This window comes from Mesorhizobium sp. B2-3-4 (assembly GCF_006442315.1).
Taxonomy (GTDB): Bacteria; Pseudomonadota; Alphaproteobacteria; order Rhizobiales; family Rhizobiaceae; genus Mesorhizobium.
In genome coordinates this window covers 37,741-63,601 of record NZ_VFVY01000015.1, presented here as the reverse complement: position 1 = coordinate 63,601, position 25,861 = coordinate 37,741, and the positions used below count along the sequence as shown (strand labels likewise).

Annotated in this window: 29 protein-coding genes; 12 read left to right on the top strand and 17 right to left on the bottom strand. The window is 58.7% G+C overall.

The features are described 5' to 3' along the window. Positions 1 to 257: 257 nt before the first annotated feature. Complete coding sequence (locus tag FJ967_RS21465; RefSeq protein WP_140733821.1) at positions 258 to 491, bottom strand: hypothetical protein; 234 nt, start codon at positions 489 to 491, stop codon at positions 258 to 260. Positions 492 to 916: 425 nt separating this feature from the next. Here FJ967_RS21465 and FJ967_RS21455 point away from each other — a divergent pair, with 425 nt between their 5' ends. From FJ967_RS21455 to FJ967_RS21440, 4 genes are all read left to right on the top strand, one after another. Then, a complete protein-coding gene (locus FJ967_RS21455; RefSeq protein WP_140733819.1) occupies positions 917 to 1,642 on the top strand; it encodes a Crp/Fnr family transcriptional regulator in 726 nt (241 codons plus the stop codon). Between the two features lie 19 nt (positions 1,643 to 1,661). Beyond that, on the top strand, positions 1,662 to 1,901 hold the full coding sequence (locus FJ967_RS21450; protein WP_140733818.1) for a hypothetical protein: 240 nt from the start codon (positions 1,662 to 1,664) through the stop codon (positions 1,899 to 1,901). A gap of 78 nt (positions 1,902 to 1,979) precedes the next feature. Next, positions 1,980 to 2,222 (top strand): hypothetical protein, encoded by a 243-nt coding sequence (locus tag FJ967_RS21445; protein WP_140733817.1) that lies wholly within the window; start codon positions 1,980 to 1,982, stop codon positions 2,220 to 2,222. A gap of 16 nt (positions 2,223 to 2,238) precedes the next feature. Then, positions 2,239 to 2,505, top strand: a complete 267-nt coding sequence (locus FJ967_RS21440; protein WP_140733816.1) for a hypothetical protein — start codon at positions 2,239 to 2,241, stop codon at positions 2,503 to 2,505. Positions 2,506 to 3,398: 893 nt separating this feature from the next. Here FJ967_RS21440 and xth read toward each other — a convergent pair. The 6 genes from xth to FJ967_RS21405 all read right to left on the bottom strand — a co-directional run bounded on the left by xth (position 3,399) and on the right by FJ967_RS21405 (position 7,254). Then, entirely contained in the window at positions 3,399 to 4,193 is a 795-nt protein-coding gene (gene xth / locus FJ967_RS21430; RefSeq protein WP_140733814.1) for an exodeoxyribonuclease III, read from the bottom strand. Then, the gene (locus FJ967_RS21425) at positions 4,190 to 4,528 is read right to left on the bottom strand and encodes a SemiSWEET family transporter (protein WP_140733813.1); all 339 of its coding nucleotides are present in this window, start codon (positions 4,526 to 4,528) and stop codon (positions 4,190 to 4,192) included. The genes xth and FJ967_RS21425 overlap by 4 nt, the downstream gene beginning before the upstream one ends. Positions 4,529 to 5,012: 484 nt before the next feature. Beyond that, positions 5,013 to 5,204 carry a DUF3606 domain-containing protein gene (locus FJ967_RS21420; RefSeq protein WP_140733812.1) on the bottom strand — a complete coding sequence of 64 codons (192 nt, stop codon included), beginning with the start codon at positions 5,202 to 5,204 and terminating at the stop codon, positions 5,013 to 5,015. 298 nt (positions 5,205 to 5,502) lie between these two features. Beyond that, positions 5,503 to 5,691, bottom strand: coding sequence for a hypothetical protein (locus FJ967_RS21415; protein ID WP_140733811.1), 189 nt, complete (start codon positions 5,689 to 5,691; stop codon positions 5,503 to 5,505). 204 nt (positions 5,692 to 5,895) lie between these two features. Continuing rightward, positions 5,896 to 6,492 (bottom strand): general stress protein, encoded by a 597-nt coding sequence (locus FJ967_RS21410; protein WP_140733810.1) that lies wholly within the window; start codon positions 6,490 to 6,492, stop codon positions 5,896 to 5,898. A 21-nt stretch (positions 6,493 to 6,513) separates the two neighbouring features. Next, positions 6,514 to 7,254 (bottom strand): DUF4142 domain-containing protein, encoded by a 741-nt coding sequence (locus FJ967_RS21405; RefSeq protein ID WP_140733809.1) that lies wholly within the window; start codon positions 7,252 to 7,254, stop codon positions 6,514 to 6,516. A 350-nt stretch (positions 7,255 to 7,604) separates the two neighbouring features. Between FJ967_RS21405 and FJ967_RS21400 the strand changes: the two genes are divergently transcribed. The 3 genes from FJ967_RS21400 to FJ967_RS21390 all read left to right on the top strand — a co-directional run bounded on the left by FJ967_RS21400 (position 7,605) and on the right by FJ967_RS21390 (position 11,042). Further along, positions 7,605 to 8,759, top strand: coding sequence for a zinc-dependent alcohol dehydrogenase (locus FJ967_RS21400; RefSeq protein WP_140733808.1), 1,155 nt, complete (start codon positions 7,605 to 7,607; stop codon positions 8,757 to 8,759). A gap of 435 nt (positions 8,760 to 9,194) precedes the next feature. Beyond that, complete coding sequence (locus FJ967_RS21395; protein WP_140733807.1) at positions 9,195 to 10,088, top strand: SDR family oxidoreductase; 894 nt, start codon at positions 9,195 to 9,197, stop codon at positions 10,086 to 10,088. Positions 10,089 to 10,121: 33 nt separating this feature from the next. Then, the gene (locus FJ967_RS21390; protein ID WP_140733806.1) at positions 10,122 to 11,042 is read left to right on the top strand and encodes a cytochrome c; all 921 of its coding nucleotides are present in this window, start codon (positions 10,122 to 10,124) and stop codon (positions 11,040 to 11,042) included. A 2-nt stretch (positions 11,043 to 11,044) separates the two neighbouring features. Here the strand turns inward: FJ967_RS21390 and FJ967_RS21385 are convergent, their stop codons facing one another. The 8 genes from FJ967_RS21385 to FJ967_RS21350 are packed head-to-tail and all read right to left on the bottom strand — an operon-like array spanning position 11,045 to position 19,128. Beyond that, on the bottom strand, positions 11,045 to 11,461 hold the full coding sequence (locus FJ967_RS21385; protein ID WP_140733805.1) for a cytochrome c: 417 nt from the start codon (positions 11,459 to 11,461) through the stop codon (positions 11,045 to 11,047). Beyond that, complete coding sequence (locus FJ967_RS21380) at positions 11,454 to 12,296, bottom strand: cytochrome c oxidase assembly protein (protein WP_140733918.1); 843 nt, start codon at positions 12,294 to 12,296, stop codon at positions 11,454 to 11,456. The genes FJ967_RS21385 and FJ967_RS21380 overlap by 8 nt, the downstream gene beginning before the upstream one ends. Positions 12,297 to 12,319: 23 nt before the next feature. Further along, the gene (locus FJ967_RS21375) at positions 12,320 to 12,628 is read right to left on the bottom strand and encodes a hypothetical protein (protein ID WP_140733804.1); all 309 of its coding nucleotides are present in this window, start codon (positions 12,626 to 12,628) and stop codon (positions 12,320 to 12,322) included. Continuing rightward, positions 12,625 to 13,227, bottom strand: a complete 603-nt coding sequence (locus tag FJ967_RS21370; RefSeq protein ID WP_140733803.1) for a cytochrome c oxidase subunit 3 — start codon at positions 13,225 to 13,227, stop codon at positions 12,625 to 12,627. Before FJ967_RS21370 ends, FJ967_RS21375 begins: the two co-directional genes overlap by 4 nt. Continuing rightward, positions 13,224 to 15,134, bottom strand: a complete 1,911-nt coding sequence (gene ctaD, locus FJ967_RS21365; RefSeq protein WP_140733802.1) for a cytochrome c oxidase subunit I — start codon at positions 15,132 to 15,134, stop codon at positions 13,224 to 13,226. The genes FJ967_RS21370 and ctaD overlap by 4 nt, the downstream gene beginning before the upstream one ends. Then, the gene (gene coxB / locus FJ967_RS21360) at positions 15,131 to 16,120 is read right to left on the bottom strand and encodes a cytochrome c oxidase subunit II (RefSeq protein ID WP_140733801.1); all 990 of its coding nucleotides are present in this window, start codon (positions 16,118 to 16,120) and stop codon (positions 15,131 to 15,133) included. Before coxB ends, ctaD begins: the two co-directional genes overlap by 4 nt. Beyond that, entirely contained in the window at positions 16,117 to 16,701 is a 585-nt protein-coding gene (locus tag FJ967_RS21355) for a cytochrome c (RefSeq protein WP_181176057.1), read from the bottom strand. Before FJ967_RS21355 ends, coxB begins: the two co-directional genes overlap by 4 nt. Before the next feature lie 30 nt (positions 16,702 to 16,731). Further along, positions 16,732 to 19,128 (bottom strand): FdhF/YdeP family oxidoreductase, encoded by a 2,397-nt coding sequence (locus tag FJ967_RS21350; RefSeq protein ID WP_140733800.1) that lies wholly within the window; start codon positions 19,126 to 19,128, stop codon positions 16,732 to 16,734. 418 nt (positions 19,129 to 19,546) lie between these two features. Here FJ967_RS21350 and FJ967_RS21345 point away from each other — a divergent pair, with 418 nt between their 5' ends. From FJ967_RS21345 to FJ967_RS21335, 3 genes are read left to right on the top strand one after another with little or no spacing between them, the layout of a single operon-like run. Further along, the gene (locus FJ967_RS21345; RefSeq protein ID WP_140733799.1) at positions 19,547 to 19,855 is read left to right on the top strand and encodes a hypothetical protein; all 309 of its coding nucleotides are present in this window, start codon (positions 19,547 to 19,549) and stop codon (positions 19,853 to 19,855) included. Between the two features lie 13 nt (positions 19,856 to 19,868). Beyond that, positions 19,869 to 20,336: a hypothetical protein gene (locus FJ967_RS21340; protein WP_140733798.1), complete on the top strand. Its 468-nt coding sequence runs from the start codon at positions 19,869 to 19,871 to the stop codon at positions 20,334 to 20,336. A 35-nt stretch (positions 20,337 to 20,371) separates the two neighbouring features. Next, positions 20,372 to 22,486 carry a catalase gene (locus FJ967_RS21335; RefSeq protein ID WP_140733797.1) on the top strand — a complete coding sequence of 705 codons (2,115 nt, stop codon included), beginning with the start codon at positions 20,372 to 20,374 and terminating at the stop codon, positions 22,484 to 22,486. Positions 22,487 to 22,644: 158 nt separating this feature from the next. Here FJ967_RS21335 and FJ967_RS21330 read toward each other — a convergent pair whose 3' ends face one another. Then, positions 22,645 to 23,679, bottom strand: coding sequence for a PAS domain-containing protein (locus FJ967_RS21330; protein WP_140733916.1), 1,035 nt, complete (start codon positions 23,677 to 23,679; stop codon positions 22,645 to 22,647). Between the two features lie 265 nt (positions 23,680 to 23,944). Between FJ967_RS21330 and FJ967_RS21325 the strand changes: the two genes are divergently transcribed. Both FJ967_RS21325 and FJ967_RS21320 read left to right on the top strand, forming a co-directional pair. Next, complete coding sequence (locus FJ967_RS21325) at positions 23,945 to 24,157, top strand: hypothetical protein (protein ID WP_246675337.1); 213 nt, start codon at positions 23,945 to 23,947, stop codon at positions 24,155 to 24,157. Further along, positions 24,096 to 24,776 carry an isochorismatase family cysteine hydrolase gene (locus FJ967_RS21320; protein WP_348643105.1) on the top strand — a complete coding sequence of 227 codons (681 nt, stop codon included), beginning with the start codon at positions 24,096 to 24,098 and terminating at the stop codon, positions 24,774 to 24,776. The genes FJ967_RS21325 and FJ967_RS21320 overlap by 62 nt, the downstream gene beginning before the upstream one ends. A gap of 59 nt (positions 24,777 to 24,835) precedes the next feature. On the opposite strand, the gene FJ967_RS21315 is transcribed toward FJ967_RS21320, so the two are convergent. Continuing rightward, entirely contained in the window at positions 24,836 to 25,366 is a 531-nt protein-coding gene (locus tag FJ967_RS21315; protein WP_140733794.1) for a ferritin-like domain-containing protein, read from the bottom strand. Positions 25,367 to 25,861: the final 495 nt, after the last annotated feature.

Below are 25,861 nucleotides of genomic sequence, written 5' to 3'. Positions count from 1 at the left end.
ACCGATGAAACATACTACGTCAGTTCAACCTTGACTGGTCTCAAAGGTTCCGGCCGTTGAGAGAGAGTTCCATGACAAACGACAATGAAGCATCGACTTCTGCGACTGCCACAGTCGCTTGGACCTGAGCCAGTCGGCAAGTCTCCGATCGGCTTGGAGTGCCGAAGCCTGTGTGACGCGCATGTGCCTCAGGAAGACTCTACGCATCCACTTGCAAAGATGTGGGACAGAAGCGCTCATAAACGAGCAAATTATGCCTATACTTTGGCAAGAGCCAAGTCTTGGCCTGCGCTGAGCCTTAACTCTCTCAGCCGGGCCGTCTTGGCATCTCTGGCCTGGCGTTCGGCGTCGATCAGCTTGCGCGCTTCACGGTCGGCTCGTTCAAATTTTTCCTTGTCGATTCGACGTTTTGCCAAGGCAGCCTCCTGTTTTGCCGGCTTGTTGGAAATTTCGTCGTCTAGATCAATGCGGGCTTTTTCCAATCGGCTCATCGAGCCTATATCCGCGTAAAATCTGCGAGTGCTAACCGCCGCCGTTGGCCCTCCGCGTAGGCCAAAGCAAACGATTCGATCTCGAAAGAACGGGTGTGCTCGTAGTCTTCCTCGATCACACGGACGTGCCATTCGCCGTAACCTTCGACCAATTCAACGCAGCGAACGTTCATTTCGGAGTTTTCCACTGACTTGTCCTCACTTCTAGATGACAGTGGAATCCTATCTTCGTGGGACTCGGCTGCATTAAGAAATGTTGGTACGGACTCGTACCCAAGTCGCCTCTGGCTCCGGAAAATGCTCTTAGCCATTGCGCTCGCTGGGTCGCGGCGGGATAATTAAGTCATCGCTTGCCGACTGTTCGGGCGCAAGCGGCTGAGAGATAGCGGTGCTCGTGCTCTTGCCCCAGACGGGAGGCCAAGAGCATGAGCCAGGCTCAGCAATCGACCGTTCGCAACCGTCTGTTAGCATCGCTGTCGGCGGGTGACTATGCGCTTTTACGACCGCACCTAGAGACGGTCACATTAGAGGTGCGCGACCACTTGTTTCGAGCAGATCAGAAGATCGCACATGTGACTTTTCCGGAATATGGAATCGCCTCCATCGTGGCGGATACCGGGGAGGGGAGGTTCGAAGTCGGCATGGTAGGGTCGGAAGGTTTCGCAGGAACATCTGTCGTGCTCGGCATCGATCGGACACCGCACACCTGCCTCGTCCAGGCGACTGGAGAAGCCATTAGGATTGGATCAGGCGAACTGCAGTCGGCGATGGACCGCAGCCCGACGTTGCGCGCGCACCTCCTGCGCTTCATACACACGTTCATCGTTCAAGTCAGTCAGACCGCTTACGCGAATGCGGGCTATTCGCTTGAGGAGCGCTTGGCCCGCTGGCTGTTGATGACCCATGATCGCCTAGAGCATGACGACATGCCCATCACACACGAATTTATGAGCATCATGCTCGGTACACGCCGACCCGGCGTCACGCTCGCGGTGCAAATGCTGGAGGGCACGGGTGCTATTCGAGCCAGCCGCGGTCACATCACGATACTGGATCGCGACAAACTGGAACACCTCGCCGGCCAGTCCTACGGCTTTGCCGAGAAGGAGTATTCCAACGTGTTCGCACTACCGATCAAGCGAGGCCGGTGAGTTGGATTTGCGTTACTTCATGAACATACGCTATCGCGGTCGTCTCGTGCCCGATTCTGAAGGCGACGAGTTGCCGGTGGAGGAGGCTGTGCGCGACCATGCGCTCGCCATCGCGCGAGATCTCGTCTTCGGCACCCGCATGGACGCAATCCGCAGCTGGTTCGACTGCAGTTTTGAGATCACTGACAAGACCGGGAGGGTCGTTCTAGTGTTGCCGTTTGACGCAGTGCTTGGCGAGCCTGATTTCGGATCAGCATGACCGCCCTTATCAGGAATGTTCGGAGTCATACCGAGCCGCGATGAACCATGCCTACTTCGTCTCTCAGGAAGGCTAAAGATGACCCACAGTTTCGATGCGCTCACGGTTGAGAAGGCAGCTGAAGCTTATGTTCTCTCCAGGAGCAAGGGCCGGTTCATGTCGATGGCGCAGGCGATCCGCGCCATCAGAACGCTAATGCCGGACTGTATGGCGGCCGATCACGAGTTGGAGCGATTGCTGGCGAAAACATGCGATGCGCGCGACGTGCCAGTCTCATTCGATGTAGCAGAGGCCACGGGCTCAAGAGCCCTGCGCGCGTAGAGCAGGAGGGCGCACTGTGCCGGAGCAAAAGCCAAATTCGTCGCAGATCCGCCAGGCGATTGTGAGCTGTCTAATTGGCAATGTGGATCATGCCTGTATTTCTACAGCTGACGTCCTTCACAGCCTTAGGAAGACGTTCCCGCTTGACCAACATACGGATCGGGAGCTTGAGGATCTCATCGCGCTGATTGCTGTCGATGCTGGATTTGCGATCGAATTCGATGGCTCGGCTCGCGCGTTAAAAGCCCTCCGTCTGGATGTTCCGGAAACTAGATCCCGCTGACCATCGAGCTGACCCGCCACCGTCAGCGCCGTCACCCAAACTCCCGCAGGTCTTTCCCTTCTCTTTCGAGGATTGCCGCTACCTCCTCACGACCGAGATGGGTAAGCATTACGGCGATGCAACATTCCAAATATATGAGCGACGAGCGGCGGAGAAAGTCGGCAGTGGCGCTTTCTGCCAACTGGTCGATCCGCTCAACCTCACTGCGACGAACCTCTTTCATCGCCTTACCTCTCAGCATTTTTCGGTCCAGCCAATTCCTGGAACAGCAGGACAACTTCCGACGTGCCAAGAATTAGCATTGCCGTTAGAATTGTTCTTTCAAAGGGTACCCTTGCGGATCGCTCGTGCGTAAGGTCGGAAAAATTCAACATTGAACCTTTTCCAATCCCGCAAATTAGACGGCTATGGCGAGATATTTCTTCGACGTGCCGGATGCCGATGTCGCTGATCCAAACGATCTTGTCGACGTGCATGACGCGCGTGAGGCAGGACTTCGGGCTCTTGCAGCGATCATGAGGGAATCACATCCAGACGGCACCAGGCGTGCCTTCGAATTCAACGTTTGTGATGAGGCAGGCCAACACCATCTGCACCTCACCATCACGCTTGAATGGAGGGGTGCACCGGGCCATCCTTCCATGGCAAGCCATTAACCCGGCGACCGCAAAGGACGTCACGTTGTCAGGCTGGTCGCAGCTTGAGGTGTGAACCTGCCGATACCGGTGGTCGTTGTTGCGTGGTCTGGTGCGCCTTTACTTTAGCATTGCTCGCCGATCTTCTTCGCGGCCCTCCATGGGACCTGAAGCCCGGAAATGTCGCTTGACCCGTCGTGAGAGTGAGTGGGGAACTAATGCGGAAATTTGCGGATGCCATATAGCATTGCGCACCGTTCAGCTTCGGCCGTTCTGCTCATCGATCTCGATCCAGGCCGGCGCGTGATCGCTTGGTTTCTCCCATCCGCGTGTCTCCACATCAACGCCGGCACTGCGCAAATGGGAAGAGAGGGAAGGGCTCACCAGGAGATGGTCCATTCGAAGTCCTGAACTCCGGTCGTATCCGCCTCGGTAGGAGAAGTTCCAGTAGGTGTAGATGGCGTTCTCTGGATGAGTGTGACGAACGGCATCGATCCATCCTCCAGCAAGCATCCGGCTGTAGGCATCCCTGCTTTCGGGGAAGTACACCGCGTCGCCGGTCCATCGCCTCGGCACGACCGCATCGAGTGCGGTCGGAACCACATTGTAATCTCCGCAGAGCACGGTTGGCCCGCCGGCTTTAAGCAAAGACTGACCGTAGCTGATAAGCCTTTCAAACCAGCCGAGCTTATAATCGAACTTGGGACCTGGCGCTGGATTGCCATTAGGCAGGTAGAGACAGCCGATCACAAGCCCATTTACGTCGGCCTCGATGTAGCGGCTATGCGTATCGTCGCGATCGCCAGGCAAACCGCGTCGGCGTTCTACGGGATCCGTCCCGCGGGCAAGGATTGCAACGCCGTTATAGGACTTCTGGCCGTGCCAGATAGCGCCGTATCCAGCGTTGCTGATCGCATCCAACGGAAACTTTTCGTCAGATGTTTTGAGTTCCTGAAGGCAAACGATGTCGCACTTGGCTTCATCCAGCCATCTGAGAAGTACTGGCAGTCGACCGTTGACGCCGTTTACATTGAAAGTTGCAATACGGGTCATGCGGACCTCTTATTGCCCTGTTGCGTTCTGGATGCGCGTTGATGATCCGGATCAAGAACGTCGGCGACTGCATCCTTCTCATCGCGAGGTAGAACCGTCATCGTAAAGATGAAGGCTGACAGCAAAAGGCAGACGCCGTTGGTTATGATTATGGGCCATTCCAGCTTCATCATGCCAAAAGCCAACCACAGGGCAAAACCCAAAACCGTGATTCCATACATCGGCGCGGAGATCCCGCCTGTGTCTCGCGTTTTGATGATCTTCCAAGCCTGTGGTGTAAAGCTGGTCATGGAGCAGACAGTTGCGAGGTAACCTATAAGCGTGACTGCGTTCATGCGTGCCGCCCTAATGAAGCTGGTCTTCGGACATGCGTGCCAGCTGTCGCGCAAGCAGGCGTCCGAGCTTCCCGCCTAAGGTGCAGACCCATTCCGGGAATCGGGTTTTCGGTTACTTTTCCGCCTGCTCAATGACGTGAAACGCGCTGGTTTTTCCGCCCGCAGCAGGTCTTACCCTAATCCACGGTTTTCCGGATGCCTTCCCGGGCATCATAGGCTTAGGGACGGTCTTAACCACCGCATGCACATGGCTTTGCGCCGCAACTGAAAGGCTTCGCACGACCTTTTTGCCATTCATCAATTCGACCCGAAAGCTTTCCATCAGCTTGCCCCCGCACCTAGAGTTTAGCGAACGTCCCAATAGAAAAAATTAACAAAAGGAACGCGGCGAGGCGAGGATCCCTCACAAGCCAATTTTTGGGATCGATCGGGCTGCACAAATACGCGCCGCAACCAACAGGGACTGGCCAGTTCAACACCTACCTCAGGCTCGGCCTCTCAGCGCCAGTGCTTCCCTTTCCAGTATCTCACGGCTGTTGCCGTGCTTTGCGATGAGTGCCCTCACTTGCTGGGGGGTGATGCCTGTCTTGCTGGCGAAATATTCGACCTCGTAGTCCTCGTCAGCCGATACACGATCGCGGTCGCGAAAGTCTCGTTTGCTCTTATCATCAGCCATTTTGTTCCTCCATACAAAGCGATCGACGGAAACGCCATTCGAGGCGATTTGTTTCAACCTATCTCATTGGCGGGCTGGCAAATTTTTTGACGCTGACTTGCATCCCGAATTCGTGAGGCAACTCGTATCATGAAGTCCGCCGGGCTCTGGGGGGCGCATCTTGTCGAGACGTGGAAGTGCGACGCATATATACAAAATATCGTCGAACCTGACAGACGTATTCAGAAGCTAAAGCCGGGCGAGGCCAAGGCGAGTTTCCATCTTATCGACGGTGTTGGACTGACGCGGCTGCTACACGTTAAATATCGTCAGTCTTCGGTATCAGTGCTTCAGCTTCCTGCTTAAGTTTGGGCCAGTCGGCGCCGTGCTTTTGGAGAAGCCTGCGTGCCTGCTTCGGTGTTATCGATGCGACCTGTGTAAGATGGTCGATCTCAAGCTCTTGCCCTTTAATGACGCGACTTGAATCGTTCGACTTGTTTACGCTCATAATTGAATCCTGCCCCTAGCCACCGAACAGCAACGAACGTTACGAAGCGCGGTTTCGATTGTTTGGGCGCCTGACCTCAAAATCTGGCGAGGGCTCGGCTGCGGGATTGCAGCCGCTTAGGGCACGTTAATTCACGCTCCCGCTGATGAGCGAGAGCGGATCTGAAAGGAGCAAGGCGGCCTTGGCCGCCTTGCGAGCGTCACATCAAAGATCGCCTCCACGTCTATCCCGCTGTAGGTCTTCTCCGCTATAGACGTCGGCGTTCGGGTCGAAACCGGTCCAGCCGCCAGCCTCGTATTCATTGCGTCTGCCAGCGACGTCGACCGAATTGTATTGCTTGAGGATTTGTTCGGCATTCGGCGCAAGATTATCGTCGACCTTGGCCGTGACCATCGTCCCGCCGCGACGAACGCCTTCGGCATAGACATGGGCGTCGTTTTCAGGAACGCCGGCGTTTGTCATGGCGCCGATGATGCCCCCTGCTGCACCACCGACCACGGCCCCGCCAACCGCACCGACAGCAGTGGCAGCCAGCCAGCCGGCTGCAACCACAGGTCCCACCCCAGGAATCGCCATCAGGCCGAGGCCTGTTGCCAGGCCGCCGGCGCCGCCAATGACGGCGCCCACGCCAGCGCCAGTGGCCGCGTCCTCGCCGGCGTCGGTCTCCTCGTCCTTGTGCCAGCCGGTCGCATTGTTGGCCACAATGCTGATGTCATCGCGCGGGACGCCGGTGGCCACGAGTTGGCCTACGGCATCATTGGCATCGTCATAATTGTCGAACAGTCCGGTTACGGTTTTCATCTGGTTCTCCTCGCTTTCTATTCACTTGGTGCCGGCAACTACGTTGCCTTGGTAATCGAGCGCGATCGGCGTCGACTTGCCGTCCTTGCTCGCTGTTCCGCGCCAGATGCCGTTGTCATCCTTTTTCAGGGCAGAGACGTCGGCATAACCCGCCTTTTCGATCGCGCTCTTGGCCTGGGCTTCGGTAAAACTGTTGGCGCCGGGAACTGGAGCTGCCGGATTAGTGGCGCCGCTGGTGACAGCCGGTGTGCTGCCGTCAGAAGCAGGTGCCGTCGTTGTAACCTTCTGAATCATGTCCTGATGCATCTTGAGTGTGGGCAGCGTGTCAGCCGCAAAGGATTTCAGGGCGGCGTTGTCGCCGTCCTTGGCATAGGCCTCGAAGAGGCTGACCGCATCGGCATGGGCCGCCTTCTGCATGTCTGCATAAGATGCGTCTACTGGCGCCGCACCCGCCTGCAGCTTGTCGACATCGTTTTTGTGTGCAGCATCGAGGTCGGCGGGCACCTTCAGCTTCTGTTCGCCGGCGATGCTCTCAAGCTTCGCATTGGCGGCGCCATGATCGGAGATCATCTTCTGGGCGAAGTCCTTCAGGCCTTTATCCTGCAGCTTATCTTGGGCGACCTTGCTCGACTGAACTTCGAACATTCCGCCGATCGCGGCCTTGGTGACGAAATCCTGGGCGGTCTCTGTAGCGAGAGATGGCCAGGCAAATGCCACCGACGCGGCTAACGATAGCGACGCCAGACGAAGACTGTTTCTCATGGTGATGTTCCTCAGTTGAGATTGGTGAATCCAAACCTGCTCATGGCGTGTTTGTTCCCAGGCAAATACGAACTCGCTGCCAAATTCATTGAAGGCGCTTTTCGTCGCTCACATGCGTTGAAGCAGGCGAAAAAGTTTTGGGGCGGCGCGAATTGCGCGGAAGAGTCGGTGGTTCGCCACCGAGCTTATGAGCGGCCTTCTCGGTGCTGAAATGCGTCCGTCAAATCCGTACGGGCGAGTTCACAGGTTGTTTGCGGTGTGGATATTCAAACCGAGCAAAGGATCGCGCTGGACCAGGAACATTTTTTCGAGCGGCAGGTTAGCGAAGGCACAACCAACGGAGAATGACGATGAAGGCGCTCACCTGGCACGGCAAAAGTGACATACGGTGCGAGCAGGTGGATGATCCGATCATTGAGGACGACCGCGATATTATCATCAAGGTTACGGCTTGTGCGATCTGCGGGTCAGACCTTCATCTGATGGGAGGATTTGTCCCGGAAATGCACGCCCATGACGTGCTTGGGCACGAGACAATGGGCGAGGTCGTTGAAGTCGGGAAGGGTCACTCGAAGTTCAGGATGGGCGAGCGCGTCGTGGTGCCGTTCACGATCGCCTGCGGCGAGTGCCGGATGTGCAAGTGGCAGCTGTTTTCCCTCTGCGAGAGGTCGAATCCAGCCGGCGCCAAGCAAGCCGAGCAGATGGGGTATCCAACTGCTGGGCTGTTCGGCTATTCGCACATGTATGGCGGCTTCGCGGGCGGCCAGGCAGAATTCCTGCGGGTACCCTATGCCGACGTTGGCCCTATCAAGGTGCCAGATGGCCTGACGGACGAGCAGGTACTGTTTCTCTCCGATATTTTTCCCACCGGGTATCAGGCCGCGGAAAACTGCAACATTCAATCCGGTGATACAGTGCTCGTCTTCGGCTGCGGGCCAGTTGGCCAGTTCGCAATCAAGTCAGCCGTTCTCCTGGGCGCGGGCCGGGTCATCGCGCTGGACATCGTCCCCGAACGGCTGGCGCTTGCGCAAGCGTCGGGAGCGGAAACGCTGAGATATGACGACGAAGATCTGCAAAAGCACATCCTGGCTATGACGGGCGGTAAAGGGCCGGATTCTGTCATCGAAGCGGTCGGCATGGAGAGCCATGGCCCCGGTGGCGTCATGGAGACCTTGCAAACGGACCTTACGGCGATGGAGAGGCCTTATGCGCTACAACAGGCGCTGATGGCCTGCCGGCCCGGCGGCACTGTCTCGTTGCCGGGGGTGTTCGTTGGAAGCGTTACTGTGCCCATGGGAATGTTCGTCGGCAAAGGGCTGACAATGAAGACGGGCCAAACACATGTCCAGCGCTACTTGGAACCGTTAATGAAGCTCATTGAGGACGGAAAAATCGACCCGTCCTTTCTGATCACCCATCGCTTTGGGCTAGAAGACGGACCGGAGGCTTATAAGACCTTCCGCGACAAGAAGGATGGCTGCATCAAGGTCGTCATCAAACCGTAGGCTCAATCACCCGCCCGGCATTCGCCTTCAATTCCATGGAAGCTTACTTCGATTTCGCAACGTCGACTGGCTGCAGTGGGCATCAATGCGGGCCGTTCAAAAGGACCCCATCCGGCGCGAATCCCGGCATGAGCCATCCGACACTGCCCGGAGGAATTCATCTTGCATGGATGCGAACCGCCCGAGATGAAGCTTTCTGCCATATTACGACATGCAGCAACTCTGTGGGTCCTTTGCGCAGTAAACCGAAGCGAATCTGATGCCACGCCGGGTGATGTCGACCGTTGCGGCTTTGTCGCGTTCCGAGGCCGACGCAGCTATTGGGCGGAGATCACTTCTGCTGCGCGGCGACTGATTTTCTAACCAGGCTCTCAGCGGAACAAAGGGTTTCTCCTCGCGTTGCGGCAAGGGCAACGACGATATGGAGGCTTCACCGTGAATGATCGTGCATTACTTCGGGATCCGCGTGAGGAGTACCCGGCGCCGCCTTTTCCAAAACAGCCGCAGGCCATGCCTGGCCTTGCCGGAAATATGGATCCGGTGCCGGACCACGGCGAGGAAAGCTATCGGGGCTCTGGTAAGCTAGCTGGGCGCAAGGCGCTCGTGACAGGGGGCGATTCCGGGATAGGGAGGGCCGTCGCTATAGCCTTTGCGCGGGAAGGAGCGGATGTAGCCATTTCTTACCTTGCGGAAGAGGAGGCGGATGCCAAGAAGGTCATCGACCTTATCGAAGCCGCAGGCAGGAAGGCGCTGGGGCTGCCTGGTGACATCAAGGACGAGGCTTGGTGTCGGGGTTTGGTAGACAAAGCTGTCTCCTCCCTCGGTGGCCTCGATCTGCTTGTGATCAATGCCGGGAGGCAGCAATATCGCGAGAGCATTGATGAGTTGACGACAGACGACTTCGATAAGACCATGAAAACGAATCTGTACGCGCTTCATTGGATCGCTCAAGCAGCCGCGCCGCACCTCCCTGCCGGCGCCTCCGTCATCACCACGGCGTCGATCCAGGCCTACAAGCCTTCGGCGATCCTGCTCGACTATGCCACCACCAAAGCAGGCATTGTCGCTTATACCAAGGCACTCGCCAAGCAATTGATCAAGCGGGGCATCCGGGCCAATGTCGTGGCTCCCGGGCCTATCTGGACCGTGCTGCAGCCAAGCGGTGGTCAGCCGGATGAAAAGGTCAAGCATTTTGGCGAGGACAGCGATTTCGGCCGTCCTGGACAGCCGGTGGAGCTAGCGCCCGTCTATGTGCTGCTGGCCTCGCCGGAAGCCAGTTTCATAAATGGCGAAGTTTATGGCGTCACTGGCGGCAAGGGAGTCGCGTGACCCTATATTGAGACATCGAGCTTTAAGGACGCCATGGGGCGCATTGCATATAAAGTTGCTGTCGCCATTCTCCTGACCGCTGCGGCTGCTGCGATCCCCGCGTTCTTGGTGACCTCGGCTCACCCGCCGTTCTCGCCAGACGATCCGCGATTCGAAGTGAAAGGGGATGTGGGTCGCGGCAAGCTGGTCTTCGCGGCGGGGGACTGCGCCTCCTGCCACGCTACCCCCGGACAGCCAGATCGACTAAAACTGGGCGGTGGCATGGCGCTTGGGTCGCCGTTCGGCACATTCAGGCCGCCCAACATTTCCCCTGATCCCGTTGACGGTATAGGGAAATGGAGCGCCGCCGATCTGGCAAATGCGCTGATCGGAGGGGTATCTCCCAAGCGTGAACACTATTACCCGTCATTCCCATACACCAGCTTCACCGGCATGACCGTCGCCGACATCAACGATGTCTACGCCTATCTCATGACGCTGCAAAAAGTGTCTGGACGTGCGCCGCCGCACGATCCCGCAATCCTGTTCAGCATTCGCCGGTCCGTCGGATTTTGGAAGCTGATGTTTTTCCGCCAGGGCCGGTCGGCTGCCAACGCAGACGGCAAAACGTTGCTTGATCGTGGCGCATACCTCGTCGAAACCGTTTCTCATTGCGCGGAATGCCACTCCAGCCGAAATGCGTTTGGAGCAATCCGGTCCGATACGCTGTTTGCCGGCGGCATCGACCCGCAAGGCACCGGGTTCGTGCCCAACATTACGCAGGAACGATTGGGGGCTTGGACCGAGACCGATATTGCCACGATGCTTAGAACCGGACAGACGCCCAACCACGGCCGGGTGGGATCGTCGATGGCCGACGTGGTGACGAATACCGCCATGCTGCCTGAAGGCGACCGCGAGGCGATCGCCCACTACATCAAAGCGCTTCCGCCGGTCGCGACCCCACACCCATAGGTTCATTGGGCATAAAGATACGCTGCAAGATCCCGCGCTTCTTGTTCAGAAATCCCCGATTGCGGCATGGCGGTCTGCGGGGAGAAGCGCTGCGGCGAAACGATCCAGGCTACAAGATTGGCGGGACGGTTTTCCAGGAGACCCGCGATATAGACACGCTTCGACAGCTTCGCCAGTGGCGCCCCAGCCTGGCCGTCCGCCCCAGGAATCCCGGAGATTGTGTGGCATCCGGCGCAGCCATAGCGACGAAAGATCGCCGGCGCTCGACCGGGATCGCCGCCGGTCATCATCCTGGCGATGGAGGCTTTGGTGTGCTTGTCACGCACGACAGTGGTCGTGACAAACGCGGCGGAAGATACGACAACAAGCACCGTAGCCAAGGCGGCCCGGCCGGGGACCGAAGCGAGCAGACTAGACATTCTGCGCCTTTCTCTCGCTCGAGCCTCTGATCCAAAGCGCCAGCATCGTCAATGCCGCGCCTGCATAGATGGTGCCGGCTGGGACCCACATGATCATGCCTGCTAGTTGTTGGTCCTCAAGCGGCGTCAAGCCCCAGGCCATCGCGGCTTGCGTCTGCGCGACGTACAAGACGCGGGGAGCGAGAGCCATCAATGCGCCCAGAACGCTCGTGTGGATCATAGTGAAAAACAGATGCCAGGCAGCCGGGCCGTAATCACTTCGCCAAACAAGCGCCCACCAGAACAAGATCGCCGTGGCGAAGAAAGTGAGGTGCTGAAAGCGGTGAACTGCGGGGTTTGTAACGGCGGCGTCGAACACTATCGGCACGTGCCAGGCCCAGATTGCAACGCCATGCAAAATGGTTGCGCTGGTCGCGCTTGTGCCCCTGTCCCACAACTCGCGCATCAGAGGCGCCCGCATCAGCATTCCCGCCGCCATACGGGCCCTGGCGGGCAATCCCCAAAGCAGGATTCCAATCGGCCGCGCCAACACGATCAAAGGGGCCGATACAGCCATGACGATCTCGTGCTCGATCATGTGAAAGGTAAAGAGGTGTTCGCCAAGCCAGTGCAGAGGGGATAGCAGCGCACCAGCCAGGGTCAGGATTCCAGCGCTGTAAAGGCAGATGCGGCGGTGCGTCCCCCCGGGCCGCCTTGTGCGTCGAGCCAGCCTTGCCGCTCCCAGGCAATACAGAACGGCCAGCGTCCCGAGTGGCACCACAATCCACGGATCGAAAGTCCAGGCAGGCTCCAAGCCATGCGCATCGTCGCCATGCGCCAAGGCCGGCCAGGCCATCATACCCATGGTCAGGGCGCAAATCAGCGTTGGCATGCGTCCAGCAGCATCGTGGCTGCCTCCTGCAACACCAGGGCAAAGACAAATGCCAGCGCGATCAGAAATCCCGCGTCAACAATAAAGCGCCTGGTCTGGGCCATCCCGTGTGAAGCCGTACGCGCTGCAGTTAGGCCAGCGATCGAAACAACCAGAAGGACGCCGCAGAGGAGGGCGCTCCACGAACTATTCTGTCGGCAGTCAATGTAGGGCATGATTTGGCCAAGTTGGGTGCTGAGCGCCCAGGCCAGCGGGGCGACACCAAGTCCGGTCCATTGCAGCCATGTTTTGCTCAAAGCCGAGGTATCCAATAAAGGCAGGCGTACATGGGCAACCACGTCGCAACCACGAAGTTCCAGTACATCGCATTGTCGCCGACATCTCCGAACCGGCGCGGCGTGTCGCCATGCCGGGAAAACATCAGGCAAGCGAGAACCAGCGTCTCGATCACATCAGTCAGGATGTGGGTGGTGTGGAGCCCAAGCATAACCCATACAATCGAACCGTATGCGTTTTGATCCCACTTGATATGCATCGCCGGAAACTCGAAGCCCCGCAGGATCAGAGGCACTATTCCCAGTACGGCCATGACGACCAATCCGAGGCGCACCTTTCGCAAATCCTGCTCGCGCGCCCAGCGTGCGACGAGGATGTTGGGAACAAGGCTTGCCAGCAGAAGGGCTGTCAGGGCCGAGCCGGCGAACAGATCTGGCGGCAGGGTGCCCAATGGCCATCGCGGCGCCAGGCTCATCAGGTAGAGATAGATCACGATCGAGAGGGCAAAGCCTGTCCCTTCGATGAGCATGAAAGCGAGCGTTCCCCACCATGACGGACTTGCCGTGCCAAGGGCATGCGCTGGGAGCTCGGTCAGATCGAGCACAATATTCTCTTTCATGACTCGTCCTCCAGCACGCCCTTGGGCCAGAACCAACCTATCAGCGAGACCGCGACTGGGATGGAACCCCAGACAACCGCCCATGGGCTGAATATGGACCAGACCAGCGTCAAGGTGGTGGCAAGCGCTGCCCAAAGCGGCCAGATCGAATTGCCGACCGATGATTCCCGCGCTTCTGGAATGCCCTCAACGACGCCGGTGATCAAAAGCTCACGCCGGTCGACCCGCAAGCCGGCAGCGACGGGCAGCGCGGTCGCCTCCGCCCACAGGGGCTCGCGGCTGCCGACCACGGGTGGCCTGGCAAAATTGTAAGGTTGCGGCGGCGACGCCGTCGCCCATTCAAGTGTGGAGGCTCCCCAGGGGTTAGCACTCGCGACGGCGCCTGACCTGGCGCTGCGGATTGCATCGACGAAAAACAGAAGGAAGCCCGCGGCCAGGACAATTGCGCTAAGGCTAATGAACATGTTGAGGCCGGCCCAAGGCATTTCGGGCTGATAGGTGTAGATGCGGCGCGGCATCCCCTGAAGACCCAGGATGTGCATGGGAAAAAACGTCAGGTTGAAGCCGACAAAGATCAGGCCGAAGACCCAGCGGCCAAGGGTCTCGCTCATCATCTTGCCCGTCAGCTTTGGGAACCAGTAATAGATCGCGCCGAGCAGCGGAAAAACCGCGCCGCCGACCAGGACATAATGAAAATGGGCGACAACGAAATAGGTGTCGTGGACCTGGGTATCGAACGGAACCGACGCCACCATGACGCCGGTGAGGCCGCCAATCACGAAGATTACGATGAAGCCGATGACGAACAGAAACGGCGTTTTGAAGATTGGCTTTCCCGCCCAGATGGTGGCCAGCCAGCAGAAAATCTGCAATCCCGCCGGGACCGCGATCGCCATGCTGGAGGCGGTGAAAAAGCTCTCTCCCAGTCGTGGAAGACCAGCAACGAACATATGATGGACCCAAAGGCCGAAGGCGAGGACCCCCGTCGCCACCAAAGCCATAACCATCGCCAGGTAGCCAAACACTGGCCGACGCGTAAACGTCGCTACAATGGTCGACACCATGCCCACTGCCGGCAGGAAGATTATGTAGACCTCGGGATGACCGAAGAACCAGAACAGATGCTGCCAAAGCAACACGTCGCCGCCTTCGGCAGGGTTGAAGAAGTGCGTGCCTACAAGGCGATCGAGGATAAGGCTCGTGCTTGCGATCATGATCGCCGGCATGGCCAGAATGATAAGAAACGACGTCACCAGCATCGACCAGACAAATAACGGAATCCTGTCGAGCGACATCCCCGGCCCGCGCTGCTTGAACACGGTCACAACGATCTCGACGGCGATGGCGAGGGCGGAAACCTCGGTGAAGGTGATCATCTGGGCCCAGATATCGGCGCGTTTCCCCACGCCATATTGCGGCCCCGACAAGGGCACGTAAGCGAACCATCCGACGTCCGGGCCGGTGTCGACGATGAAGGCAGTCCACAAGAGCAAGCCGCCCGCGACATAGATCCAGTAGGAAAATGCGTTGAGGCGCGGGAAGGCGATGTTGCGTGTCCCCACCATCAAAGGCACGAGGTAGACGGCCATCGCCTGCATGACGGGGACGGCGAACAGGAACATCATGTTCGAACCGTGCATGGTGAAAATCTGGTTGTAGCGATCAGGTCCGATGAACCTGGCTTCAGGCTGCGACAGCTGCAGCCGCATCAGCAGCGACAGCACCCCTCCAAGCGCCAGGAAAACAAAAGCTGTCGCGATATAGCGTCGGCCGATCACCTTGTGATCCACTGTCGACAAGGCGCCCCACAGGCCCGGCTGCGCTGACCAGGTCGAGGCGAGGGCCCGGTTGAGTTCCTTGTCGCTTAATGCCGTGTCCCTGAGTCCATCATCCTTCGAGCGGATCATTTCAGGCTCTCCATATAGGCCGAGATATCCTGGAGCTCGATACTGGTCAGCGGCACCATCGGCATGTTGTTTCCGGGCTTCAGCGTCTGCGGATCGGCGATCCATGCGGCCATTGAACCGCGCGTGGTCTCGACGAGGCCGGCCGCGATTGTTTGACGACTGCCGACATGGGTAAGGTCAGGTCCGGTGGTGCCGTTGGCGGCTGTGCCCCGAATGGTGTGGCAGGCGGCGCACGGCTTTGCCAGAAAAGCCGCGCGTCCGGCGGCGACGTCAGCACCCGTCGTCGGGATTGCATCAGCACTCTGTGACGCGATCCAGCGTGCGTAGTCGGCTGGCGCCTCGGCGATGACCATCACCGCCATATGGCTGTGCTGCAGTCCGCAGAATTCGGCGCACTGACCGCGATAGACACCGGGCTTCTCGGCCCGCAGCAGCAGGCTGTTGGAGCGCCCCGGGACAAGATCCTGCTTGCCGGCAAGACTGGGGATCCAAAAAGAGTGGATGACATCAGCGCTTTCAAGCCGAACATGAACATCCTGACCGACCGGGGTGTGAATTTCATTAGCGGTCTGAAACCCGGATGTTTGGCCGGAACTGGCGTAGAATACTTGCCACCACCACTGCTGCGCCCTTACGGTGATCGTTATGGAGGCCCTTTCAGGAAGGCCAATGCTGCGGGTGGTGTAGAAGCTGGCGACGGTCATGCCGGCAATCAGAATGGCGGTCGCAGCCACTGCCGCAGTCACGACCACAGTCAGCCGCCGTTGCCGGATTTCCGCGTCGTCCTCCTGGGGTTTGCGCCACAGTGCGCCAGCAAGAACGACCATCACAGCAAGCCAGATTACGGCGCACAGGGCAACGATGCCGATAATCAGGTGTTCGATGTGGAGCGCGGGCGCGCCAGAGGGGGCGAGCGCGGACTGATTTCCGCTGCAGCCGCACGCGGTCGTAGCGACCCACAACGCGATGACGCGCGCGGCTCTCAAGGCGAGGGCCCTTGGTCAGGGTGGACCCCCGCCGGCCCCTGGTCGAAGAGGATTTTTGCAGGACCACGATTTTCGGCAGGGCGGGTCTGCTTGTCATCGTTTCGACTGGGCGCCGCAACTTTGGGCTTATAAGCGCCAATCGTTTGAACATAGCCGGCGAGCTGCCATATCTGCTCGGTCGTCATCCGGTCGCGAAAGGCCGGCATCCCATGCGGCCGGCCGTCCCTGACGGACGCAACGATGGAGACGATCTCGGGCCCGTACAGCCACCAGCCGTCCAGGAACGACGGGCCAGCGCCGCCGCGACCATCACCATGGCATGCCGAGCAGCCGAACCAGGCATAAAGACGCTTGCCCTGGCTTAGGTTGTAGGCGTCCGTTTCGTAAGGCTTGCCCAACGCAAAATAACTCTCGGGCGGCGTTCCGCTGATGCCGTTTGGCATCAGCCGAAATCCATCAAGATCAGACGCGACAGGCGGATCCAGCCGAAGCTCTCGCGACTCGCCAAGCCATCCCAAGGCGCCACTGGCAATGCCGAGCGCTATCGCCGCAGCCGCAAAGGCGCCATTCGAGTAGCTCATCTCCCTCTTCATCATTCGCCTACAAGGGACTCAACCATCCTGGGACAGGGTTGATCGGCTCAAACGCACCGGCAAAAGTTTGTACGAAGGGGTCTTGGACTTTGGATCGTGATGCGCCAAGGGAAACAGCGGATTTGTCTCAGGATAGTAAGCCGCACAACAGCCCTTGGGAATGTTGTACCGGACAATCCTGAGGCCACCGACGCTGCGAACGCTGTTGTCGTCGATTGCTGTCGTCATGTCGACGATGTCACCATCGACGAAGCCCAGGCGAGCGATATCTTGTGCATTCATGAATACAATCCGACGCGTGCCCTCAACCCCACGGAAGCGGTCGCTGTAGCCGTAGATGGTGGTGTTGAACTGGTCGTTGGAGCGCAGCGTGGCGAGATGTAAAACATCTGCTCTCTCGGCGGTTGAAAAGTCGGGGAAAAGCTTGCCCGGCGTTATAAAGTTCGCCTTTCCTGTTTTCGTGACCCATTTGCGCTCCCGCGCCGGCAGCGGTCTCGCGAATCCGCCGGGCTTGAAAAGCCGTTCGTTGAAATCCTTGAACGTCTCGGGGTAAGTCCGCTCAATAGCATTGCGGATCTCGGCGTAGTCGCCAACCCAGTCGTCCCAGGGAACCTTGTTTTGCCCAAGCGTAGCCTTGGCAATGCCGGCAATAATGGCCGGTTCGGACAGAAGTTCAGAGCTTGCCGGTTTAGTCTTGCCCCGCGAACCATGGAAATGAGCGATCGAGCTTTCCATGGACAGCGCCTGCGGCCCACTCGCCTGCTGGTCGAGTTCGATGCGGCCAAGGCACGGCAGCAGAAATGCGACCTCTCCGTGCAGAACATGGCTGCGGTTGAGTTTGGTGGCTATCTGAACGCTCAAACGAAGTTTGCGCCATCCCTCTTCCATGGCCGCGGTGTCTGGCACCGCTCTCAGGAAATTGCCGCCAAGGCTGATAAACGCGCGGGACTGACCCGTCATAATCGCCTCGCACGTTTCCACCGTCGAGCGGCCGGTCCATTGCGGCGGCTCAAAGCCATAGAGCTCGGAAAGTTTGTCGAGGGGCGCCAGGCCGGGCTTCTCCGTAATCCCGACGGTGCGCTGGCCCTGCACGTTGGAGTGACCGCGAACGGCGCAAATATTCGCCCCGGGCTTGCCGATGTTGCCGCGCAGCAGGGCGAGGTTGCAGACCATGTGAACGTTCTCGACGCCCATGAGCTGTTGTGTCAGGCCCATGCCGTAGACCATCATGACTGCGTTTGAGCTGGCATAGGTGGCAGCGGCCTTCTTCATTTCGGCGCGTGTCAGCCCCGATACGCGCTCAAGCTCGTCCCATTGGTGGGCGCGCGCAGCTGCTGCGAATTCCTCGAAGCCGGTTGTGTGTCCCTTGATGAAATCGTGATCGAGAACGTGCTTCTTGGCAGCGGATGCCATCGATGCCGCAAAGGCAATCATGGCTGCGTTGTCCGGATCTTTTGGCGTCGCATCGCGTCCGGCGACAGGGTTTTGACCGGAGGCCTTCAGCGCGTCGTCTGCTTCGATGAGAGCCTTGCAGACGCCAAACAACGCTGCGATATCGCCGCCGTTGTTGACTTGATAATATTCCGACGAAATCGGTGTCTCTTTTCCGGTCAGCATCTGGACAGGTGATTGCGGATTGACGAAGCGCTCCAGCCCGCGCTCCCGCAGCAGGTTGAAAGTAACAATCTTCACGCCTCGGTTGACTGCGTCTTGCAGATCATGAAGCAGGCGTGGCGAGGATGTCCCGACATTCTGGCCAATGTAGAATATACAGTCCGTGTTCTCGAAATCGGACAAAATGGCGGTGCCGACCGATGCGCCGATGCTCTCGGGAAGCGCAACGGAGGAGCTTTCATGGCACATGTTCGAGCTGTCGGGCATGTTGTTGGAGCCGTACATCCGCGCAAACAGCTGGTACATGTAGCTCGCCTCGAGTGACGCCCGGCCGGATGTGTAAAGATCGGTCTGATGCGGGTCCAGAGCGCGCAACTCCCTGCCGATCTCTTCGAATGCAGCGGGCCATTCGACCGGCACATATTTGTCGCTGGCAGCGTCCCAGCGCATCGGGTGCGTCAGCCGACCCTCCTCTTCGAGATCGTGATCCGACCATCGCTCGAGGTCGCTCAGTGTGTGCTTGTCGAAGAACGCCGGGCCCGCACGTCGCGACGTGGTTTCCCAGGCTGTTGCCTTGGCGCCGTTCTCACAGAATTCGAGCGGATGCGGCTGCGCCGGCTTTGCCCAGGCGCAGCTCACGCACATATAGCCTTCGGGCTTGTTCTGCGTCGACAGCAATCGGCTCCCTTTCAAGGGAACATGTTCTTTTAGGAGAACACCAGCCACGGATTTCGCTGAGCCCCACCCACCCGAGGGCCCTTTATACGGCTTGATAGTGGCTGTTCTCGTGTTCGACGTCATTTCCTGCCTCGTTTGCCACAGCGAGATTGCCGTCGGTCTCGCTCTCATTTGCCGTGGACGCCCAAGCAACGCCACCTGGCCCACGGCGTCTTCCCTTCGCCGGCACGGGATGACTTGCTGGCTGCGACATGCTCGACAACGCGAAAGGCAGGCCAATCGACGTTTCCCGGCAATATGAAACTTGGGATCTGCCTGACGGTTCCACGCATGGACCGACTTCGTTTTCCTCAACTTTTGCCACCGATTCCTGACGTCGGAGAAGCGTTGCGTCGGCCGCTTCGGGATTGCATGGCGGCTCTGGAACCTCGTCTCGTGTGGAAAGTTGTCCAACGTCCCGAAGGAGATTCCCCCATGGCGCGTCCAGCTTGCAAACCCGTTGGTCCGCCGACCATCGGAAGCGTGTGATGGAGAAGAATCGATGAACGTCGCCAACCTACAGCTGGAGGGGCTGCTGATGGCGGTCGCAGCGGTCAACAACGCTCTGGTACGGAAGGGACTCCTCTCGATCGATGATATCGATAGGGCCTTGAAAACCGCAGAAGCCTCGTTCACCGGCGACGAGCGCCTGTTCGAGGATATGTCACCGGCAAACCATGATGCCGTCTGCTTCCCTTTGCGCCTTCTGCAACTCGCGAACACCAGCCAGTTCGAAGCCGGCGTGCCGCCGTTTTCAGAGTTGGTCAAGCAGGTCGGGATCACCAAACAGCCTTACAACGACCAGATGTGAAGGGAGCATAGGTATGGAGGTTCTGGAAATCGTCGTTGCCAACAACGTGGTGGAATTCCGCGGCGAGGGTGGTGACAATATACTCGTCACCGTCGCGCAACCGGCGGTTTTATCCCCTGAAGAGCTGATCGAAAAATCCAAGATCATGCTTTTGCATGCCGCCAAATTTGGTGTCGAGGAAGAGAATTCTGGCGAACAGCGGATAGCCGATGCGGGGGATGAGTATCGGCTTGAGTATCATGACAATGGGGAGATCCGTGACGTGAGTGGCCTGGTCTTTCCCGATCTGGACGCGGTGCGCGACGAATGCAGGCGCTCGGCGGAGGATTTGTGGAAAGACGCCCTGTCTCGGGGCGAAGCACCGGTGGGCTGGGCCGTCAGGGCGCGTGACCGTCGCGGTGACATCGTCGCCACGGTCGATTTTTCCGACTTGCAACGCGCCTCCGCGGAGCTGGATCAACGACCCCAGTCCGAAATTTGAGCCCGTCATTCTCAAGCATTTCAAAGGAGAGCACTATGCCGCATAAGCCAGCAGCCGAAGCCAACGCATCGTCCGCCACCGTCCACGACTTGACCTTGGTCAGAGGCCAGGGAGGAGAATTGCATCAAGTTGCGGAGGGCGACACTGACGTCCTGACAACAGCCCAGGGCGGGCCGGTCTCAGATGACCAGAACACGCTCAAGATCGGCGCACGTGGTCCCACGCTGATCGAGGATTTTCATTTCCGCGAGAAGATTTTCCATTTCGACCATGAGCGCATTCCTGAGAGGGTAGTGCATGCGCGTGGCTATGGCGCCCACGGCTTTTTCGAAACCTACGAGTCGCTCGCAAAATATACGCGCGCCGACATCTTCCAGCAAGCTGGAGAAAAAACGCCGGCATTCGTGCGGTTCTCGACGGTGGCCGGTAGCAAGGGGTCATTCGACCTTGCCCGCGACGTCCGCGGATTTGCCGTGAAGCTTTATACCAAAGAGGGCAACTGGGATATCGTGGGAAACAATATCCCGGTGTTCTTCATTCAGGACGCGATCAAATTTCCCGATGTAATCCATTCGGTCAAGCCGGAGCCCGACCGTGGCTTCCCGCAAGCGCAGTCGGCGCACGACACGTTCTGGGACTTTATCAGCCTGACGCCGGAATCGATGCACATGATCATGTGGGTGATGTCGGACCGCGCCATCCCGCGCTCTTTCCGCTTCATGCAAGGGTTCGGCGTGCACACCTTCCGGCTCGTCAATGCGGCCGATGAATCGACCTTCGTGAAATTCATCTGGAAGCCCAAGCTTGGCATGCAATCAGTCGTGTGGAACGAAGCGGTCAAGATCAACGGCGCCGATCCCGACTTTCATCGGAGGGACCTCTGGAACGCCATCCAGTCCGGCGATTTCCCCGAATGGGAGTTATGCCTGCAATTGTTCGACCAGGAGTTTGCCGACAATTTCGACTTCGACATCCTTGATCCGACCAAGATCATTCCGGAGGAGATCCTGCCGCCGATACCTGTCGGGCGTCTTGTTCTCGACCGGATGCCGGACAATTTCTTTGCCGAGACCGAACAGGTCGCGTTCATGACCCAGAACGTTCCGCCTGGCATCGACTTCAGCAATGACCCGCTGCTGCAGGGACGCAACTTCTCTTACCTCGACACACAGCTGAAACGCCTGGGCAGCCCCAATTTCACGCATCTGCCGATCAACGCGCCGAAATGCCCATTCCATCATTTCCAGCAGGACGGCCATATGGCGATGCGCAACCCGGTTGGACGGGCCAACTACCAGCCGAATTCGTTCGGCGTCGGCCCGCGCGAATCCCCTGAGCGTGGGTTCCGGTCCTTCGCTGACGGGGAGGAGGGCCAGAAGGTCCGGCTGCGGCCCGAAAGTTTCGCCGACCACTACAGCCAGGCCGCGCAGTTCTTCAACAGCCAGACCCCACCCGAGCAACGCCACATCGCTCAGGCCTTGACCTTTGAACTGAGCAAGGTTGAAACCCCGGCCATCCGCGAGCGGATGATCGCGCACTTGCTGAACATCGATGAGGGGCTGGCTGTCACGGTCGCCGACAAGCTCGGCATCACCGAGATGCCGAAGCCGGCCGACGCCGCTGTATCGCCGCGCACGGATCTCGAGCCCTCGCCAGCGCTGAGCATCATTGCCAATGGTCCGGAGAGCTTTGCTGGCCGCAAGGTCGGTGTCCTGATCGGCACCGGCACGGACGCCGGCCTCTTCAAAGCCTTACAGGCTGCCATTGAGAATGAAGGGGCCGCCATGGAAGTTATCGCGGCAAAGGTCGGCGGCGCGGTCGCCAGCGATGGCACCAGGATTGTGGCCAAGCATATGATCGATGGCGGCCCATCGGTATTGTTTGACGCGGTCGCCATCCTGCTCACCGAAGAGAGTGCCAATCTGCTGGCCGGCGAAGCAGCAGCTCGCGATTTCGTGGCGGATGCCTTTTCTCATTGCAAGTTCATCGGCTTCACGCCCGGCGCTGTGCCGCTTCTGGCCAAAGCGGGCGTCGAGCCCGGGGCTGACGAGGGAATGCTGCCGCTGGCTGACAAGGCGAGTGCCACGGATTTCATTGAAAGTTGCAGGGGTCTGCGGCTGTGGGCACGGGAAGCCGCAGTCAAGCTGTGAGGCCGCGTCTTTCGGGCTTGCAAAAGAGGGGCCTGCAAAGTGGGCCCTTCGTTTTGATGAATTTCTGACAGAGGACAGCTCCGAATGGTACGGACATCGAGTCGCCGCTGAACGACGCAGCTTTGCCGCTACGATTGCTCGCTCATGTGAACGGGTTGCTACGTCTCGCTGGTGACGTTAGGCACTTCGACGACGATTCTCACACCGCGATCTAACCATTCGCGCTCGGTAGACCCTTGAAGCTGCCGCCGTATCGTAGCTTCGGCGATCACAGTGCCAAAGCCTGCCTTTCGGATGCCCGCAGGCGGCGGGCCTCCCGTTTCTTCCCAAACGAGCGCAAGCCCCTTGGTTTGCGGGATTTCGTTCCAACTGATTGCGACCTGCCCGGTGTCCTGCGAGAGCGAGCCATGCGACGCCGCGTTTACGGCGAGCTCATGAATGAACAACGCAAGCGGTTGGACCGCATGAGCCGCAAGCATGATTTCCGGGCCGCTCAAAACTGCCCGTGTCGCCCCGTAAGGCTCTATCTGGGTCCGAATGGCCTCCCGTAACGGAATCTGATGCCAGCCGCGTCGGGAAAGCAAAGTGTGGGCTCGGGCCAGAGATTGCACACGCTGCTGTACGGAGGCCGCATACAAGGCAGCGTCGTCCGATCGAGTAAGCCGAACGATGCTGTCGACAAGCGCAAGCACATTGTTGGCGCGATGGTCTACCTCTAGAAGAAGCCGGTGCTCGGAGTCTTCGAGAGACTGGATCCTGCGATAGTCTGTGCGGTCGATTTGAGAGCCAAAGTGATACACAACACGGCCGCTGTCATCATGAATTGGGCTGAAGTGAAGCTGGTTCCAGAAGGCCGATCCATCCTTGCGGTAGTTGAGGAGTTCGACACTGGCCTCGCGCTCCTCTCTTATCGCGGCTCGTATCTCGGAAACGGCGATTTTGGATGTTGCCGGACCCTGTAGGAACCGGCAGTTTTTGCCGAGAACCTCTGCTGCATCGTATCCTGTTAATTTCAGGAAAGCTTCGTTTGCCAGGACTATAGGGTAATCTTGCTGGGTGGCATCGGTGACCACCATCGGCATGCGTGTCCGCTGAAACGCTGTGGCCGCCAACTCTTTGCGGTCTGGCAGCGCATCCGCCGTCACCGCGGCCGGCTGATCACCGTGAATATGGGACAGGTCTTTTTCGTCCATTAAGGCTTCCTTGGTGCCGACTAAACCTTGAACGTGAGAGGCGTTAAAGCGTTGCCGATCGTTGGCGAATTCGCTGCGGATGCCAATCTGGTCGCGACAATCGTTGACGAAGTTGACGCCTTCTGCCCGAGCGGTGGAACAAGGATCGGGGCCGCAAATTAACAGCAATCGAAATCCCGGCGGGCGCCACAAGGGCACCGCCGATCGCGGTTGATCTGGGTGGAGGATCAAGATGTCACACGAGGTAGAGGAGCGCCGCCTCGAGATGCTTATCGAGCAGTACGTCGAGGTGCGGAAGAAGCGGCACGATGTTGTGTCGGTGAGGCAGGCAGCATCGGCTGTCCTGACTGTCATGAAAGCCTGTCCGGTTTCCAGAAGCGAACTGAACGACATGATCGCCGCAAGCGCCGTGGCCCATGGCCTGGGTGTTGCGTTCGATGCGCAGCAATCCCCGCCGCAATTTTCGATCTCGCGCTGACATGGCCGCTGACCCTACGCTGCGCGAGGAACCCATTGGCAGCAACGCAGTGCACATCTGCGTCGACATGCAGGCGATGTTCCGCGAACCGTCGCAATGGTCGTTGCCATGGATGGACCGTGTGCTTCCCAGGATCGTAGATCTTTGCAGCACACAGCCGTCGAGACTGGTCTTCACGCGGTTTATACCGGCTAGGCGCCCCGGCGCCGGGCAGGGGACTTGGAAACGCTACTATGAACGATGGGCAGACATGACGCTTGAGCGCCTTGGCCCGGGAAAGGTGGACTTGGTCCCGGAACTTCGAGCGTTTACGCCGCCGGCGCCAGTTGTAGACAAGCCGGTGTATTCGCCTTGGCTTGGCTCGAACCTTCGCACTCTACTGGCGCAACGGCGCTGCGACACCGCAATCGTCACCGGCGGCGAAACAGATATGTGCGTGCTTTCGACGGTGTTGGGCGCGGCAGACTATGGCTTGCGTACCATCGTGGTCCAGGATGCGGTCTGCAGCGCCTCGGATGAGTCGCATGATGCCATGATCGGGCTGTTCAGCAACCGCTACGGCCAGCATATCGAGACCGCGACCACCGAGCAGCTTTTAAACTGTTGGATTGGTGGGTGACCGACGCAAACGGTGGGGCCACGACGATGTCGTCGTGGCCCTTCTTTCTGTGTGTGGATTCAAGCCGCTTTTTGCTGGTCGGCCGCCCTGTCATTCACGCCGGACTCACCGAGAGAGGTCAGGGCTTCGTCGGTGGCCTTCTCCTCTTCGAGCGTGGCGTTGAGGAGTTCGACGATGTCATCCTTGCCCAGCGATGTCGCCCAGGCGATCAGCGTGCCATAGCGCGCGATCTCATAGTGTTCGACCGCCTGCGCGGCGGCGACAAGGCCCGCGTCGATCGAGGTCGAACCCTTGTATTCCTCCAGGATTTCGGATCCTTCCTCGATGATGCCGTCGATGGCAGGGCAGGTCTTGCCGCGCGCAGCAATGCCAAGGATATCAAACACCTGCTCAAGTCGCTCGACCTGGCCCTCCGTCTCGACAAGATGTTTCTCGAAAGCGGCGGACACCTGGGGGTCCTCCGCGCCCTTGGCCATCTTCGGCAGGGCTTTGAGAATTTTCTTTTCGGCGTAGTAAATGTCCTTGAGGCCGTCGAGGAACAGATCCTCGAGGCCCTTGGTGCCGGCACTGGCTTTCTTGGTGGCTGCCATCTGACAATCTCCTTTGGTTGAAATCACCCCTTCGGGTGCTAATCAAACTCGGATGGTCGCACCGGGTTCCTCCGGAAATCAGGTGTGATCAATTTTCTTTTTAGCCTCGAAAAGCTCTGCAAAAGCGACGCGAAACGTGACCGACTTTTGTGCTCGGCGCACCTGCTCGGTGCTATCGTTTGAACTCCTGTTGCTGCTGGGCGTTTTCAACGGATGAACGCTGTGATGCACGACGAAGGGCCCCAAACGGGGGCTTCACCGACGCTGCAGGGGAACGAACTGCTTCGGCGCGGGTTACGCATCGTCCTTCATCCGAAGTCTCGGGGGTCCGTTTGGCAAGCCGGGCGACCCGAGAAATCAAGTAAACATTTCACCAACGATGGGAGAACAAGGTGACTGAATTTGTGGTGACTACGATTGACGGGAGGCAATTTCGTGCCAGCAGCGAGAACGCCCGGTTGTCGAGCCTCGTAGACCAGTGCAGCACGAAAGGCT

What these genes read in the sequence shown, in the direction of transcription:
- FJ967_RS21465 (WP_140733821.1), bottom strand. Translation starts at nt 491, where the DNA reads ATGAGCCGATTGGAAAAAGCCCGCATTGATCTAGACGACGAAATTTCC.
- FJ967_RS21455 (WP_140733819.1), top strand. Translation starts at nt 917, where the DNA reads ATGAGCCAGGCTCAGCAATCGACCGTTCGCAACCGTCTGTTAGCATCG.
- FJ967_RS21450 (WP_140733818.1), top strand. Translation starts at nt 1,662, where the DNA reads ATGAACATACGCTATCGCGGTCGTCTCGTGCCCGATTCTGAAGGCGAC.
- FJ967_RS21445 (WP_140733817.1), top strand. Translation starts at nt 1,980, where the DNA reads ATGACCCACAGTTTCGATGCGCTCACGGTTGAGAAGGCAGCTGAAGCT.
- xth (WP_140733814.1), bottom strand. Translation starts at nt 4,193, where the DNA reads ATGACCCGTATTGCAACTTTCAATGTAAACGGCGTCAACGGTCGACTG.
- FJ967_RS21425 (WP_140733813.1), bottom strand. Translation starts at nt 4,528, where the DNA reads ATGAACGCAGTCACGCTTATAGGTTACCTCGCAACTGTCTGCTCCATG.
- FJ967_RS21420 (WP_140733812.1), bottom strand. Translation starts at nt 5,204, where the DNA reads ATGGCTGATGATAAGAGCAAACGAGACTTTCGCGACCGCGATCGTGTA.
- FJ967_RS21415 (WP_140733811.1), bottom strand. Translation starts at nt 5,691, where the DNA reads ATGAGCGTAAACAAGTCGAACGATTCAAGTCGCGTCATTAAAGGGCAA.
- FJ967_RS21410 (WP_140733810.1), bottom strand. Translation starts at nt 6,492, where the DNA reads ATGAAAACCGTAACCGGACTGTTCGACAATTATGACGATGCCAATGAT.
- FJ967_RS21405 (WP_140733809.1), bottom strand. Translation starts at nt 7,254, where the DNA reads ATGAGAAACAGTCTTCGTCTGGCGTCGCTATCGTTAGCCGCGTCGGTG.
- FJ967_RS21400 (WP_140733808.1), top strand. Translation starts at nt 7,605, where the DNA reads ATGAAGGCGCTCACCTGGCACGGCAAAAGTGACATACGGTGCGAGCAG.
- FJ967_RS21390 (WP_140733806.1), top strand. Translation starts at nt 10,122, where the DNA reads ATGGGGCGCATTGCATATAAAGTTGCTGTCGCCATTCTCCTGACCGCT.
- FJ967_RS21385 (WP_140733805.1), bottom strand. Translation starts at nt 11,461, where the DNA reads ATGTCTAGTCTGCTCGCTTCGGTCCCCGGCCGGGCCGCCTTGGCTACG.
- FJ967_RS21380 (WP_140733918.1), bottom strand. Translation starts at nt 12,296, where the DNA reads ATGGCCTGGCCGGCCTTGGCGCATGGCGACGATGCGCATGGCTTGGAG.
- FJ967_RS21370 (WP_140733803.1), bottom strand. Translation starts at nt 13,227, where the DNA reads ATGAAAGAGAATATTGTGCTCGATCTGACCGAGCTCCCAGCGCATGCC.
- ctaD (WP_140733802.1), bottom strand. Translation starts at nt 15,134, where the DNA reads ATGATCCGCTCGAAGGATGATGGACTCAGGGACACGGCATTAAGCGAC.
- FJ967_RS21355 (WP_181176057.1), bottom strand. Translation starts at nt 16,701, where the DNA reads ATGAGCTACTCGAATGGCGCCTTTGCGGCTGCGGCGATAGCGCTCGGC.
- FJ967_RS21350 (WP_140733800.1), bottom strand. Translation starts at nt 19,128, where the DNA reads ATGACGTCGAACACGAGAACAGCCACTATCAAGCCGTATAAAGGGCCC.
- FJ967_RS21345 (WP_140733799.1), top strand. Translation starts at nt 19,547, where the DNA reads ATGAACGTCGCCAACCTACAGCTGGAGGGGCTGCTGATGGCGGTCGCA.
- FJ967_RS21340 (WP_140733798.1), top strand. Translation starts at nt 19,869, where the DNA reads ATGGAGGTTCTGGAAATCGTCGTTGCCAACAACGTGGTGGAATTCCGC.
- FJ967_RS21335 (WP_140733797.1), top strand. Translation starts at nt 20,372, where the DNA reads ATGCCGCATAAGCCAGCAGCCGAAGCCAACGCATCGTCCGCCACCGTC.
- FJ967_RS21330 (WP_140733916.1), bottom strand. Translation starts at nt 23,679, where the DNA reads ATGGACGAAAAAGACCTGTCCCATATTCACGGTGATCAGCCGGCCGCG.
- FJ967_RS21325 (WP_246675337.1), top strand. Translation starts at nt 23,945, where the DNA reads ATGCTTATCGAGCAGTACGTCGAGGTGCGGAAGAAGCGGCACGATGTT.
- FJ967_RS21320 (WP_348643105.1), top strand. Translation starts at nt 24,096, where the DNA reads ATGGCCTGGGTGTTGCGTTCGATGCGCAGCAATCCCCGCCGCAATTTT.
- FJ967_RS21315 (WP_140733794.1), bottom strand. Translation starts at nt 25,366, where the DNA reads ATGGCAGCCACCAAGAAAGCCAGTGCCGGCACCAAGGGCCTCGAGGAT.